Origin of the sequence: Cytobacillus sp. Bva_UNVM-123 (assembly GCF_046351715.2) — a bacterium.
Lineage (GTDB): Bacteria > Bacillota > Bacilli > Bacillales > Cytobacillaceae > Cytobacillus.
The window spans coordinates 1,142,769-1,156,981 of the sequence record NZ_CM177772.1 but is presented as its reverse complement, the minus strand read 5'-3'; the positions used below and the strand labels follow the sequence as shown (position 1 = coordinate 1,156,981).

Here is a 14,213-nt window from a genome sequence, read left to right as displayed (position 1 = left end):
TCACAATATCTTCAATCAAATATAACATAAATTACACTCAATATCTTATCAATACCACAATAAAAAATAGGACTTAAGCACCAAATTATGCATAAGTATGTAAAATAGCCTATATTTATTTCTTAAACTTTCATTTGGCAACTCGCTATTTTTCATGGTACCTTTGGTTTATGAAAAAGGGGGAATGCTTTTGAACACGAAGGCTTTTACATTAGCAGCCTTTACCGTCATTATATGGGGATCAACATTTGCAGCGATTCGTGCTAGCTTACATGGAGGCTATTCTGCTGGTCATTTAGTGCTTGTTCGTTATTTAATTGCTTCGATATTCTTCATCATCCTCGCTTTATGGCCAGGGGTGAAATTTCGATTTCCCAAAAAAGAAGACTTACTGAGAATTGTCATTATTGGACTTATTGGGATAAGCATATATCATATAGGTGTAACCTTTGGAGAACTAACTATTTCATCTGGTACGGCGGGAATGATTATAGGCTCCTCACCTATTTTCACTTCCATTATAGCTGTCATTGTTTTAAAAGAAAGACTAGGCTTTATTGGTTGGATTGGCCTAAGTGTTGGTTTTACAGGCATTATCATCATTACTTTAGGAACAACTGGACCTTCCTTGCAAATATCTGAAGGAATTTTCTTATTGTTAATGTCTGCGGTCGCAACTTCCGTCCTGTTTGTTTTTCAAAAACCACTTCTTAGTCGCTATAGTGCGATTGAATTAACAGCTTATTTTACTTGGATCGGAACAGTGCCATTTTTCATTTTTGCGCCAGGAGTTCTTCAGGATATTCAACATGCTACATTAGAAGCACATTTATCAGCCCTTTATGCGGGGATATTTCCTGCTGGAATTGGCTATATCACTTGGGCAATTGCCCTTTCGATGGGAAAAGCCAGTTCCATTTCAAGTGTATTGTATGCTGAACCAGTAGTGGCCATTATCGCTGCTTGGATTTGGCTGAATGAATGGCCGAGTACACTTTCTATCATTGGTGGAGTCATTGCGATATTTGGTGTCATGGTTGTAAATATTTTTGGGAGAAAACGTAGAATCGTAACAGAAGAATCGTAAAAACTTATATTCTCGTCTTTATGTTCTTTTTTTAAACTGTCCGTTGATTTCCGTTCCAGTCGCTTCGCTTTCCGCGGGGCAAACGGTGAGCCTCCTCGTCGCTAACGCTCCTGCGGGGTCTCACCAGTCCGCTTTTCCCGCAGGAGTCTTCGCGTCTTCCACTCCAATCAACTCAGCGCAAAAATTAATATGAACTTTTAAAGAAAATCGTTATTAACGACCTTTTGGGTCAGCCACGTTCAATATTAATACATCTTCATTATCGATACATTTTGTTTATACATTTTCCAGCTTTGACCAATTAACCATTTTCTCCAAAATAATTGAAATGAGTATACCCATAATTAATCCATTTGAAATAAATGGTTGAATAAGAACTGGTAGATCTTTAAATAGCGCTGGGGAAACATTCATTAAACTTATACCAATTAATACTGGTACTGCTAGACGAAATATTGTATTCGAGTTAAATTCCTTCCCATTTAAGCTGCTCAGAGAAGTGCCAAACAATTGCATGTAAGCTACAAATAAGACCGCATTTCCAACGGTAATAGGCATCGTCGACAAGAGAGGCCCTAAAGCGGGAACAAGTCCTACTAACGTTAGTAAAGCTCCTCCGATATAATACGGCTTTCGTTCAAATATTCCGGTACTCTGTAGAAAACCGATAGATGATGTAAATGGTGTAAATGGAACAAGTCCAAAACCTGTGCCAATAATTGAAAAAGTAATCGTGACAAAGATTGAATTACGGTATTCCTTCTTTGTTGTCTTACGTTTGTAAAGTTTTTCTCCTGCACTTATGGAAGAAACGGTATTGCTTAAATTCAACATTCCTGCAAAAAAAGCGACTGCAACAATTCCGAACTCAAGATTAGGTTTTCCTAAAGGAAATAATGTAAATGATAGATTTGCTGCTTGTGTCATCTGTTCTAGATTGTTGGGAAATAATAAATCATACACAATCCAGCCCAAAATCAAACCAATTAAAATGGAAAAATTACTAATCACTTTATTCCCTTTTAACTTTAGTACACTAACAAAAATGACAATAAAAAGTGAAAATAAACTTACAGGAATATCAAGGGTGCCTTGCTCTGTTATTTTCAGCATTCCATTAAAAAAAATAAAAACGAGCTGAAAAGTTAGTAAAAATAAATAAACGGTCATGACCATTGGACTGAATATGGATTGAAGTAGTGGGATTCCATTACACACAGCAAGAATAATGGTTGCGAGTGAAGCCAATAGAAACCCAGTAGCAATTCCTCCACCAATCGTCGCGAAACTCACTCCTAATGATGAAGCAGACAGCCCTAAATTTAAGATAAGTCCCCATAACAATCCAGAGTGTCCTTCTAATAAAGGAAAACGATGCCCTTTCCATGCTTGGAAAATACAAGCAAGTCCTGTAAAGATTAGTGATGCTTTCAACATCATTGCCATCGTATCTGGTGGTAAATGGAAAACATTGCCGACAGAAATTGGAATCATAACAGTATTGGCAAAAATAAAAAACAACCATTGGACAGAAGAAAATACTGTCACGGATGAAAACCATTTGTTCATATTCGACACCACATTTATGCAATAAATTTTAAACTTTAGCTCTATAAACCGACTACTATTATAGTATAGGTTTTTTATTTAAATAAAGTCTTTTCTTATTGACACGGTTTGTTATTTTACAAAAAACAATATGATATGAAAGAAAACCGCTTTCCTATTAGGAAAACGGTTAAACATTCGATTGCGGCAATATTCTGTTACAGCAACTAACCACTTAGGCTGTCCTATTTATTACTTTGCATTCTCCTGAGGAGAATATACACCTCTACTTGATTTCGCCATTGAAACAATAGCTGCTCCTAATGCCAAAATGACAATCAATCCGCCAATCATAGGATTTAGTTCGACTGAAGCCTGCTCAATCACAATCCCACCAATAAAAGAGCCAGAGGCTATCCCTAAATGGGCAGCTGAATTATTTAAAGTTTGCTGAATTCCGGCTGTTTCTGGACTAAGCTCAATTAGATAGGTTTGCACTGCTGGTGATATGGACCAGCTTATCATGCTCCACACGATCAATACTAGGAGGAATAATGGTAATATTCCAGTCGTATATGGAATGACAAAGATGGATAAGGCAAAAATGACAAGGAGCGATAGAATTGTCGTTTTCGCTCCAAATCGATCTGCCAAAATTCCTCCTAGCCCCCCACCAACGACGGCAGCAATCCCAAATATTAAATACACAATGCTCACCCATGTTCCATCAAGCCCCATTTTCATTTTTAAAAATGGAGTTAAATAAGCATATAATGTTAGGTGCCCTGTTAAATGGAAGTAAGATATCATTTGTGCAAATAAAATTTTCCTACTCCTCAATGTTCTAATCTGCTTGATAAGTGGAATGGGAGGATTCGGCGCCATTTTTTCTAAAAAGAAATGGACACCTATGATTGAAACAAATGTTAAGATTGATACCATCACAAATGGAGCCCGCCAGCTAAATGCATTTCCTAGTATTAAGCCAACTGGCACACCTAAAACAAGAGAAGCGCTTATTCCCATAAAAACGACACCAATGGCCCGTGCACGATATTGCTCCGTAACAACCTTTGGCACAATGGTTAAGCATAGTGCAATTAATAAAGAGCCACTTGCAGCTGAAATAACCCTTCCTACAATTAATATCGAATAAAAAGGACTAAATACAACGATTATATTTCCGATTAAAAAGATAATTAATGAAATGATTGTAAGCAGCTTTCGTTCAATTCTTTGCGTAATGGTCAATAAAATCGGGGCTAAAATGGCGAATGTTAATGAAAAAATCGTAATTAAAAAACCTGCCTGCCCTAGACTGATCTTGAGATCATTTGCAACTAAATCTAGTAAACCCCCAATTATTAGCTCAACCATCCCAACAACAAATGAGATGAGTGCTAATAAATAGACACGTTTATCCATTGATATGACCCTCCTAACGGATACTAAACAATGGTAACTTTATTAGTGGAAGAAAACAAGTAAAATTGCATTAATTTAACAAACAAAAGGGGATGTAAGGTTATTGAAATAATGATCAATTCACAATGCTGGAATAAACTCAATTGAATCATCAAAAAGCCGCTCCTCTAACGGAAGCGGCCAATTTGTATCATCTTATGGGATTTCAATTTCAAAAGCATCATACATGTCTGGCTTCGAGAGCTTATACGTTTTCAACTGTAAGCCTTTGCTTTTACCCGTTGCAAATTCCTGCTTGAAGCGGTTTCCTTCGATTCTTTCAGGAAGTGGCTTGTCTTCGGAAAACAAATTTTTTCCGTTTGCGTCCTCTAGCCAAATCGGATTTCTTGATGAGTGATTATCGATGATAAAATCACTTTCAACCTCAAAATGAATGATTGTCTTATCATGTACATATTCTATATCCGTAACGACAACCTTTCCGAAGTCACCTTGATCAAGCATAATCGGGAGATTTGCACTATCCAAGTCCGCATATTCCGTTCGTGCTTCAACATCTCCCTCATTTTTGCTCGCAAAAGGTTTTGGAATTGTGTAAGGGACTATTTTTACTTTTTTCGTTTTTTCTTTTAAAGGAGTGAAGAGATAATCAAGTTGGACTGTTTCTTTGCCGTTTTTCACATCCCCAGTGCCACTCCCACTCACTAAATCTAATACATTGCCATTCTCATCTATAATATAGAAATGCAAACTATAAGGGTCCAGCTTCTTTTGCCCTTCAGCTGCTACAACATTCACAGTGAGATTCGTTCCTGCGGGTCCGAGCTTCAAAGAATTGATTGTAACCTCTGCTTCTTCAATTGATTTAACACCGGTTAGTCTAATCACTGTAACTGTATTTGATTGCTTAACAGGAAATGCAAATTCCCAGTTCCCTGCAATTAGCCCTACAGCATCAAACCTCATCTTCAGCTCAAATTCTTCTGGCAGCTCTTCTGTTGGCGCAATGTCAATCATTCCTTTATATTTCAATGGGGTAATAAAATCGCCTGAATAGCCAGCACTGAAATTAATTTCCTTCCCATTTACTTCAATCGTTGGCCTCTCCAGCTCACCAATTGCAAGCAGTGCTTCATGTGTATAACCAAAAGTTAAGCGTGTACCATCATAAAATACTTCATTCATCGTTATCGTAATTCCGTTATCCTTTGAAGTTTGCTCAATCACTTGTGTTAACCCTTTTTGCCCAGCTATTCTTAATCCTTCATCTTTAGAGTCATTGAAAAAATTCCCTACAAGTGGAATATGGGAGGCAACCTTCGCCATTGCAGGCGAAACAAGTGCTGAACCCATAAATAACCCAAACCCTACAACGGCTGCACTTAGTGAATAAAAAACCTTTTTTCGTTTCTGCTTCTTTCCTTGATTATCTTTAATGGTGTTCATAATAATTGAATTCAACTTCTCATCTGGCACCGATATTTTATCCATTTCATTTTTAAATTCCGGAAATTGGCCACTCATTTACATGATCCCCCTTCATTTGTTCTCGTAACTGATTTAACCCACGATGAATATTTGTTTTGACCGTACCCTCAGGGCATTGTAAAGTCTCAGCAATTTGCTTCACAGAATAGTCTTTATAATATCGAAGTATTAACACACTTTTATATTTTTCATCTAACTCTTTAAGCGCTTCTAGTAAATCAAAATGATTTTCAGTATGTGTATAAGGGCTAACCTTGCTTTCCAAAATCTCTCGACCCATTGGGATAACTCGCTTCTTCTTATTTAATTGATCCATAGCTGTATGAATGAGAATACGCGTTAGCCAAGTCGAAAAATATTGTTCCTCTTTCAAATTCTTAATCGAAATAAACGCTTTATAGACGGTCTCTTGAAAAACTTCTAATGCATCATCTTCGTTTTTCATATAAATATAGGCCATTTTATAAAGCTTATTTTTTTCTTCTTCTATTAACGCTTGGAAAGCTTTATGATTCCCTTTCTTTGCCTTTTGGACTTTTTTAATATTTGCCAAAATAACTGCCCCTCCTTTCTCCTTTGTACTAGTTAGATAGTTGGGCGATATAAAACGTTTCAGTTTTTCATACCTTCGTAAAAAAAAGCACGAATAAAGAGTGCGCTTTTTTGCAAAGGTATGAATTCTTTCTATTTTTTCTTTCACGAGAGTTACTGTGCATAATATAGTAAAGTGTTCATCGAATGATCATGTGGCAAAAGCTTCCCTACTAAATTACAAAAAATTAACATCTTAAATCATCTGCGATAAAATGAAGATTAACAATATGAGGTGATCATAATATGAATAAAAAGGAAAAAATACAGTTTATCCTAACATCATTACCTAATTTAGAAATACATCATATAGAGGAAAATAATCATGGTTGGGATAATGAAATTATGATAGTGAATCATCAACTTGTCTTTCGCTTTCCTAAAAACGATGAAATAGCTCATAAAATTAGGATGGAAAAACAGCTTTTAGATCTTTTAATAACAAAAGAACCTTTATTGCAATTTCCTAATTATACTCTCCTATTTAATAAACATAAAAAGATTATTTGTACATACCATCCATATATCGCTGGAGTGCAATTAAACTTGAACAATTTAGTGAATATAGATGAATCTGCAAAGCTTCTCGGGGATTTTTTGACAAAGCTACATACGATTCAAGCTTCAGATTTCAAACAAGGTTCTATTTCAGCTATCCATACGATTACTTACTGGTATGACTTTTACTCTTCTATTCAAAAAGAAATATTTCCTTTGCTGTTACAAGCTTACAAACAAAAAATTGAGCAGCTGTTTCAACACTTTTTCTCTCAATATCGCAATGATGCGACAAGAAATTGTGTGATCCACGGTGATCTAACGAAGGCCAACATTCTCTACAATCCGACTCATCAACTCGTTACGGGTGTAATCGACTTTACCGATGCCCAATTAAGTGATCCTGCCTTCGATTTTGCAGGATTTTACTGGGACTTTGGAGCAGAATTTACGCGCAAAATATTATCCTACTATACTGGCTCAGAACCTGCTCATGCTATTTATGAGCGAGTTCGTCGTTTTTATGGGCTGCAACCCGTTTTTCATGAATTATTACACGCAATCAGAAATGGCATCACAATCAATGCGAATGAAAAAATTCAAAAGCTCTTTATACTCCAGGAAAAAGACACATAAAATCGCGATACAGTAATGAAAATTGTGGATTTCCCCTTTCAATTCATTCTCTTTTCGCATGTTTAAATCGAATAACGGAAAAACCGAGCGTTGAGGAAATGATTTGGTCTCGAATTGGATTGAGATTTGGGGTAAATCTTAATTCTACATTCTCACTTAAAATCCTTTCTAATAAATCATCGACTGGCTCAACCTTGATAGGGACGATTTCGTCAGTTGAAATATAGTACCCCGCATTTTTATCAAATAACTGAAAGGTTGATGAGGGAAATGTGTACATATATAACTTCGTATTTCGAATTTTCTCAAGCCAGCCGTTTTCGACAACAATGATTTTATTAGCATGACCATGGCGAAAGAAATAAGCGAGATCCTCTTCTCTCGCAGCTTTTGTTTTCCAATATATAACTCTTGGACAATCACGTGGAAAATAATAATGAAGTGCATGCTCCTTGTCAATGGCCCAAATAACAGGCTTTGAATAGGATTTTGAGACTCTTGGGTTAAAAATGGCGATATTATTTTCTTCACTAAAATGATAGAGCATTTAGTACCTCCAACTGTTACTTTTTATTTTTTTCACAAAATTTTCATCTCCTTATGCTAATTTAACTAAAAACTATGAAGAATTATATGGTCTTTTAAGAGAATTGAGAAAAAATAATTATAGTAACAAACACATACGTAGTATACAACAGAAGCCTTCACCTGTTTAGCCATGCTAAACGAGTGAAGGCTTCTTATTGTCTATTTCTTAAAAGGACTCATTATAAACTTTAAAGGCATCAAGAATATGAAAGGGTTCAGTTTGACGATTGCCTGCAGCACCTGCTGTCACTAAAATATATTCTTGGTTATTCTTTTTGGAAAGGCTCGCTAAACATAAGCCTGCTTTCTCTGTGTAGCCTGTTTTTCCACCGATTATTTTTCCACCATTGAATTCAGTTGTATCCATTTCTTGAAACATCGAGCTATGGAACGTAATCCCCTCTGGATGCAAGTTTGTTGGGGCTGTTGAATGACGGCTAGCTGTAAATATCGTCCGAAACGTTTCATTTTGTAAAGCATATGTTAACAGGATTGCAATATCCTTGACAGTGCTGTAATGATCATCATGATGTAGACCTGTCACATTCATAAAGTGAGTATTACTCATATTAAGCTCCATTGCTTTTTCGTTCATTAAGTCAACAAATTTTTTTTCAGAACCTGAGACAGCCATTGCCAAGCCAACTGCAGTTTCAGCCCCAGATGGTAGCATCGTTCCATATAATAAATCGAAAGCTGGAACTTCTTCATTTGGCTTAAACCCTGCCATCGAGGCGTTAGCAGCATATAACTCTTGAAACATGTTTGCTTGTAATCGTATTTTCTGTTGTAAATTTGGTATGTTTTCAATCGCTATAATAGTCGTCATTATTTTCGTGAGTGAAGCAGGATAGATTCTTTCCTCACTCCCCTTATCAAAGAGAATTTCATTATTTGCTGCATTCATTAAAATGGCATTCGCACTATAAATTGTCGGCTCAATCCCTATGAGGGCATCTACATTAAGTAAATCCTCATTTTTCTCTTCATTTTTTATTTCATTTTCAAACACGTAATCCTTTTTATTTGTTAAAGGCGCAGCAGCCTCATCAAGAATATAAAATCCTCCAATTATTAAAGACAATAACATAATAAGGACGATAAAGCGGCTTTTTCCTCTATTTCTTTCCCTTTTTCTTCTCATTATTACTATACAACTCCCTTCCTATACAATTATTGAACCATAGGGAAGAAAGTTATACTTTATTAATTCCTTATTAGTATCTTAAGATTCTCTTAATGTTTACTTGGCAGAGTAACCGTAAAGGTCGTGATCTCTTCTGCGCTTTCCGCGAAAATGTTTCCATCATGCGCTTTGACGATTTCCTTCGCGATTGCAAGCCCCAAACCCGCTCCCCCTGTATTGCTTGAGCGTGCTCCATCAAGACGATAAAACTTCTCAAAAATCGTATTTAGTTTTTGCGGTGGAATGGTTTTACCTTTATTTTTTATTTGAATAATTGTCTGACTGTCTTCCGCTTTTGCCGTTATTTCAATCACGCTTTGATTAAAACTATAAGCGATCGCATTTTTTAATATATTGTTAAACACCCTTGCAAGTTTATCAGGATCTCCATAAATAGGAAGTTCCTCATCAACATATACTTTCACTTCTTTTTCTTGAGGAGATACAATGGGATAAAACTCATCCGCTAACTGCATGAGCATAAAGGAAAGATTAATTTCTTCCTTATCTAATGGAATACTTTGGAGATTAAATCTTGTAATTTCAAAGAACTCATTAATTAAATACTCTAGACGAATTGCTTTTTCTAGTGTTATCTTTACATATTTCGCTTTTTGCTCAATTGGCATATCTTTAGCTTCCTCTAATAAGCTCAAATAGCCGATGACAGATGTTAAAGGGGTTTTAATATCATGTGCCAAGTATACAACTAAATCATTTTTTCGCTGTTCACTCTCCAATGCTGCATTCTTTCGATTCTTTAATGTCTCTTTAACTGAGTTTAACTTTGCCTCCATAAAATGAAGCTCCGGACTAAGTGCAATTTTTTGTTCAGATTCTTCTGCAAGCTTGTCAATTCCTTTACTAATTTCATTAAAGTAACGAAGAAACCTAGACATTGAGAAATAAAAAACGAGTAGTAATAAACTAAAAAAGCCAGCCGATAATATGGTGCCTTTTTGATCTCGAAATATTTTTTGATAAAGATTATTTGCTGCATAATAATCGATGTCAAAGACATTCTTACAGAAAGAAATAAACCAATCAGCAAAAGGAGCCTGCAAAAAGCCATCAATCAAAAATTTCGTACTAAAATAGCCAAGTATCCCTGTTATTACTGCAATAGCTAATACTTGGATAATGATTTTTTGTTTTAATTTGCCAAAATCATTTTTCAATCTTATAGCCAACTCCCCATACTGTTTTAATATATTTTGGATTTTCTGCCGATTCACCCATTTTTTCGCGTAAATGACGAATATGAACCATTATCGTATTATTGCTGCTACTAAAGTACTTTTCTCCCCAAACTTCTTGAAAAAGTCTTTCAGAGCTGATTACATTCCCTCTGTTTTTACTTAATATCCAGAGGATAGCAAACTCTGTTGGTGTAAGTAATATCCGCTTCTCGTTTAAATAACATTCATGCGTATTCTTATTTAATACTAGACCTGAAAAAACAATGGTTTCATCCTCTTGCTGAGAATCGGCATTGTATTTTGTAAACCTTCTTAGCTGTGCCTTTACACGAGCAACTAATTCTAACGGTCGAAACGGTTTGGTCATATAATCGTCTGCTCCTAATGCTAGTCCAGTGATTTTATCGGTTTCCTCATCCTTCGCCGTCAACATAATAATGGGGAAATTATATTTTTCCCTAATTAGCTGACAAATTGTAAAACCATCAGTCTCAGGGAGCATTACATCTAATATAGCAAGATCTAATTTCACATTATTAATACAATGAATCGCATCTTGCGCATGATAGAATTTATAAACGGTATAATTCTCATTCAGTAAAAACAACTCAATTAAATCAGAAATCTCTTTTTCATCATCAACCACTAAAATATTCGCGCTCATTTATCTCACCTGTTCCATATCATAGTCATTACTTACATTTTACCAGTCAAATGTAAGCTATTAAAAAAAGGAACTCTTAATAATTTCTTAATTTTTTTAAGACTTTTTACATCCATTGCTAGTCTAACGATTAGAACATAGAAAAGGGGGCTGAATATCCTTGGAAATAAAAGGACTATTGAAAAAAGCAAAAAAAGGAGATGATGGTGCATTTTATGAATTGATGCAAATACATAAGATTCAATTATTAAAAATTGCACTTTCTTATTTGCGAAATGAGGATGATGCATTAGAAGCACTTCAAGAAGTAACATTTAGAGCTTATCAGGCTGTGAAGAAAGTGAAGCAGCCAGAATACTTTTCGACATGGCTTATTCGTATTATGCTCAATTATTGCCACGACCAGTTTAAGAAAAAGAATCGGCTTGTCTATGCAGATGTAGACGCAAATATTTCAGAAACGGTAGATTATACAAATGGCATAGCCGTTGAAGAAGCATTACAAAAATTAGATCCGGACTGCCGAGAAGTCATTATTCTTAAATATTATCATGATTTAAAAATAAAGGATATTGCGGAAATACTAGAGAGACCTGAGAGTACAATTAAAACTTGGCTTTACAAAGGGCTTATGTCATTGCGACAGCAGCTTGAAGAAAGGGGAGAGCTCAATGCTTGAATTTAAAAAAGAAGAAATTGAATTAGAAAAATCAAAAACATTATATGAGAAGCATACGATATCAGATGATTTAGCAAATCAAGCAATTCTTGAAGGAATGAAACGAGCAAGAAATTTGGAAACAAAGAAGAAGAAATTCGCTCCAACTAAACTGTTACTTATTGCTAGTATTCTAATCATTGCGTTTATAACGACGATCAAAAATTCTGAAGCGATGGCTGATTATATGGCTAGTATTCCAGGGATGGAAACCATCGTGAAGTTTATTCGTCAGGATAAAGGATTGCTAGCAGCTGCCGAAAATGATTACTTCCAAAAAGTGAATATTTCAGATGAGCATGGTGGTATAAAAGTTACTATTGATTCCATTATCCATGATGAAAGAAATTTAATGGTGTTTTTTCAGTATGAAGCCATAAACAAAGACCATGATTTCTTTCTAGAAAAAATGAATCTGCTCACGCTCGATAAAGAAATTCTCCCAAACAGCCCTGATTTTTCCTCGTTAGAAAAAGATGGAGAATCTTTAAAAGTGGCAAAATTTCCTTTGAAAGAAAATGAAGAGCTCCCTGATAAGCTTATCGCATCTTTTGAATTTAGTGAGAACGTAAAAATGTTAGATCGTGCCCATGAGGTTGCTTTTTCAATTGATAAGGAAAAATTTGCAGAAAAGGAAGTTTATCAACTTAATGAAACGATTTCTGTAGAAGGACAAAAAATTACTGTAAAAGAACTTACTCTCTACCCTTCTCAGGCAGAAGTCTATCTTGAATATGATGAAAAAAATAGTAAAAGACTATTTGGGTTTAATGATTTAGAACTAACGGATGGGTCTGGAAGAGTGTGGCGTCCTTATAAGGATAAATCCTTCAATCTCGATAATGAAAAAGGAACAATCCTTCAGTTAGAAAGTCCTTATTTTTCTAATCCTATGGAATTGTATTTACGGTTTAGCAGCATTCGTGCAGTGGAAAAAGATGAACTATGGGTTGAAATTGACCCTGTTCAGAGAAAAATTCTTAAAGCCCCGAAAGACGGGAAAATATCAGGGGTTTTCTTAAGAAAAGATGAGCTAGCAATAAAAGTAGAAACAAATTTTGATTTTCTTAACAATCAAATTTTCATGTATGCAGAAGATTTAAATGGAAACATCATCGGAGACGGAAAACCATTTGGAGCTGGAGGCTCTCACGTAAATAATTATGTTACCTATCATGTCCCATATCCTTCTGAAGAAGCCGTTCAAGGACCAATTAGACTTAAACTGCTAGATTATCCAGCAACGATTCATAAAGACGTGAAATTAAAAGTAAAATAACAGTCAAAATCACTTTAATAGGATAAAAGCTCCTCTCACTGGGCATTATTTTTCACCAATGAGAAGAGCTTTTATTCATTTCCTTATTTTATTCACTTAAATCAACATTATGATACACTTGCTGCACATCTTCTAAATCTTCTAATGCATCAATCATTTTTTCGAATTGTGCTTTCGTATCATCTGTTAAAGTAACTTCTGTTTGTGGAAGCATTGTCAGTTCAGCAACTGTAAATTCCGTAATGCCTGCATTTTTGAATGCTTCTTGTAGGGCATGAAACTGATCAGGTGCAGCATAGACAATCACGATATCCTCTTCTTCTAAAATATCACGAGCATCGACATCAGCTTCCATTAATATTTCCAAAATCTCATCCTCTGTTTTCCCTTCGATTCCGAAAACAGCGGTTGCATCAAACATGTAAGCGACTGAACCGCTTACTCCCATATTTCCACCGTTTTTCCCGAACGCAGCACGAACTTCCGATGCTGTTCTGTTTACATTATTTGTTAAAGCATCAACAATGACCATCGATCCATTTGGACCGAAGCCTTCATAACGAAGCTCATCATAGCTTTCGTCTGAACCGCCTTTTGCTTTTTCAATCGCACGATCAATAATGGCTCTCGGTACATTATATGTTTTTGCACGTTCAAGAACCATTTTCAAAGCCTGATTAGAGTCTGGGTCAGGTTCGCCTTGTCTAGCAACGACATAAATTTCACGTCCGAATTTCGCATAAATTCGGCTTGTATTTGCATCCTTTGCTGCTTTTTTATCTTTAATATTGTTCCATTTACGGCCCATGATGACCACTCTCTTTCTACTTAAAAAGTCTATTTTCCAAAGAAAATATTAATACGAAAATGATAAAGACTTCAACATATTTTCAATGTAATCATTGAAAATTGTTGCCAATACATAAAATAAACCTGATTTTCACCATCTCATATTATAACGCAATAAAAAATCTGTTTCCACTTCAAGTGAATTCCCCCTATCGGGACTTCGCTTATTAAATGTCTATTAGCCTCTTGATTTATTGGCGACTTTCCGAGTTTATCGGCGAATTTCACAACTTTATCAGCAAATTTCCGGTTTTATCAGCCGCTTCTCGAATTTATCGGCCACTTCCTGAGTTTATCGGCCGCTTTCCCAAGTTTATCGGCCTTTTCCCGAGTTTATCGGCCGCTTCCCGAATTTATCGGCCACTTTCCCGAATTTATCGGCCGCTTCCCGAGTTTATCGGCCTTTTCTCGAATTTATCAGCCGCTTCCCAAATTTTATATTAAAAAGAAAGAACAT

At 35.7% G+C, this 14,213-nt stretch carries 13 protein-coding genes; 4 read left to right on the top strand and 9 right to left on the bottom strand.

Features of this window, described 5'->3' with window-relative positions:
- The first annotated feature begins 184 nt into the window (after positions 1 to 184).
- Entirely contained in the window at positions 185 to 1,087 is a 903-nt protein-coding gene (locus KDN24_RS05580) for a DMT family transporter (RefSeq protein ID WP_409971363.1), read from the top strand.
- 276 nt (positions 1,088 to 1,363) lie between these two features.
- Here KDN24_RS05580 and KDN24_RS05575 read toward each other — a convergent pair whose 3' ends face one another.
- From KDN24_RS05575 to KDN24_RS05560, 4 genes are all read right to left on the bottom strand, one after another.
- Positions 1,364 to 2,656 (bottom strand): uracil/xanthine transporter, encoded by a 1,293-nt coding sequence (locus tag KDN24_RS05575; protein ID WP_491348336.1) that lies wholly within the window; start codon positions 2,654 to 2,656, stop codon positions 1,364 to 1,366.
- 231 nt (positions 2,657 to 2,887) lie between these two features.
- On the bottom strand, positions 2,888 to 4,060 hold the full coding sequence (locus tag KDN24_RS05570; protein WP_409971361.1) for an MFS transporter: 1,173 nt from the start codon (positions 4,058 to 4,060) through the stop codon (positions 2,888 to 2,890).
- 195 nt (positions 4,061 to 4,255) lie between these two features.
- Positions 4,256 to 5,584, bottom strand: a complete 1,329-nt coding sequence (locus KDN24_RS05565; RefSeq protein WP_409971360.1) for a DUF4179 domain-containing protein — start codon at positions 5,582 to 5,584, stop codon at positions 4,256 to 4,258.
- Positions 5,559 to 6,101, bottom strand: coding sequence for a sigma-70 family RNA polymerase sigma factor (locus KDN24_RS05560; protein ID WP_409971359.1), 543 nt, complete (start codon positions 6,099 to 6,101; stop codon positions 5,559 to 5,561). Before KDN24_RS05560 ends, KDN24_RS05565 begins: the two co-directional genes overlap by 26 nt.
- A 284-nt stretch (positions 6,102 to 6,385) precedes the next feature.
- Here KDN24_RS05560 and KDN24_RS05555 point away from each other — a divergent pair, with 284 nt between their 5' ends.
- Positions 6,386 to 7,273, top strand: coding sequence for an aminoglycoside phosphotransferase family protein (locus KDN24_RS05555; RefSeq protein ID WP_409971358.1), 888 nt, complete (start codon positions 6,386 to 6,388; stop codon positions 7,271 to 7,273).
- A 43-nt stretch (positions 7,274 to 7,316) separates the two neighbouring features.
- On the opposite strand, the gene KDN24_RS05550 is transcribed toward KDN24_RS05555, so the two are convergent.
- The 4 genes from KDN24_RS05550 to vanR all read right to left on the bottom strand — a co-directional run bounded on the left by KDN24_RS05550 (position 7,317) and on the right by vanR (position 10,910).
- On the bottom strand, positions 7,317 to 7,820 hold the full coding sequence (locus KDN24_RS05550; RefSeq protein ID WP_409971357.1) for a DUF6886 family protein: 504 nt from the start codon (positions 7,818 to 7,820) through the stop codon (positions 7,317 to 7,319).
- 207 nt (positions 7,821 to 8,027) lie between these two features.
- Positions 8,028 to 9,005: a D-alanyl-D-alanine carboxypeptidase family protein gene (locus KDN24_RS05545; protein ID WP_409971356.1), complete on the bottom strand. Its 978-nt coding sequence runs from the start codon at positions 9,003 to 9,005 to the stop codon at positions 8,028 to 8,030.
- 92 nt (positions 9,006 to 9,097) lie between these two features.
- Positions 9,098 to 10,237 (bottom strand): vancomycin resistance histidine kinase VanS, encoded by a 1,140-nt coding sequence (vanS, locus tag KDN24_RS05540; protein ID WP_409971355.1) that lies wholly within the window; start codon positions 10,235 to 10,237, stop codon positions 9,098 to 9,100.
- Entirely contained in the window at positions 10,215 to 10,910 is a 696-nt protein-coding gene (gene vanR, locus KDN24_RS05535; RefSeq protein WP_491348335.1) for a VanR-ABDEGLN family response regulator transcription factor, read from the bottom strand. Before vanR ends, vanS begins: the two co-directional genes overlap by 23 nt.
- Positions 10,911 to 11,070: 160 nt before the next feature.
- Between vanR and KDN24_RS05530 the strand changes: the two genes are divergently transcribed.
- Both KDN24_RS05530 and KDN24_RS05525 read left to right on the top strand, forming a co-directional pair.
- Entirely contained in the window at positions 11,071 to 11,589 is a 519-nt protein-coding gene (locus tag KDN24_RS05530; protein WP_409971354.1) for a sigma-70 family RNA polymerase sigma factor, read from the top strand.
- Positions 11,582 to 12,907, top strand: coding sequence for a DUF4179 domain-containing protein (locus KDN24_RS05525; protein ID WP_409971353.1), 1,326 nt, complete (start codon positions 11,582 to 11,584; stop codon positions 12,905 to 12,907). Before KDN24_RS05530 ends, KDN24_RS05525 begins: the two co-directional genes overlap by 8 nt.
- Before the next feature lie 88 nt (positions 12,908 to 12,995).
- On the opposite strand, the gene KDN24_RS05520 is transcribed toward KDN24_RS05525, so the two are convergent.
- Complete coding sequence (locus KDN24_RS05520; protein ID WP_409971352.1) at positions 12,996 to 13,715, bottom strand: YebC/PmpR family DNA-binding transcriptional regulator; 720 nt, start codon at positions 13,713 to 13,715, stop codon at positions 12,996 to 12,998.
- Positions 13,716 to 14,213: the final 498 nt, after the last annotated feature.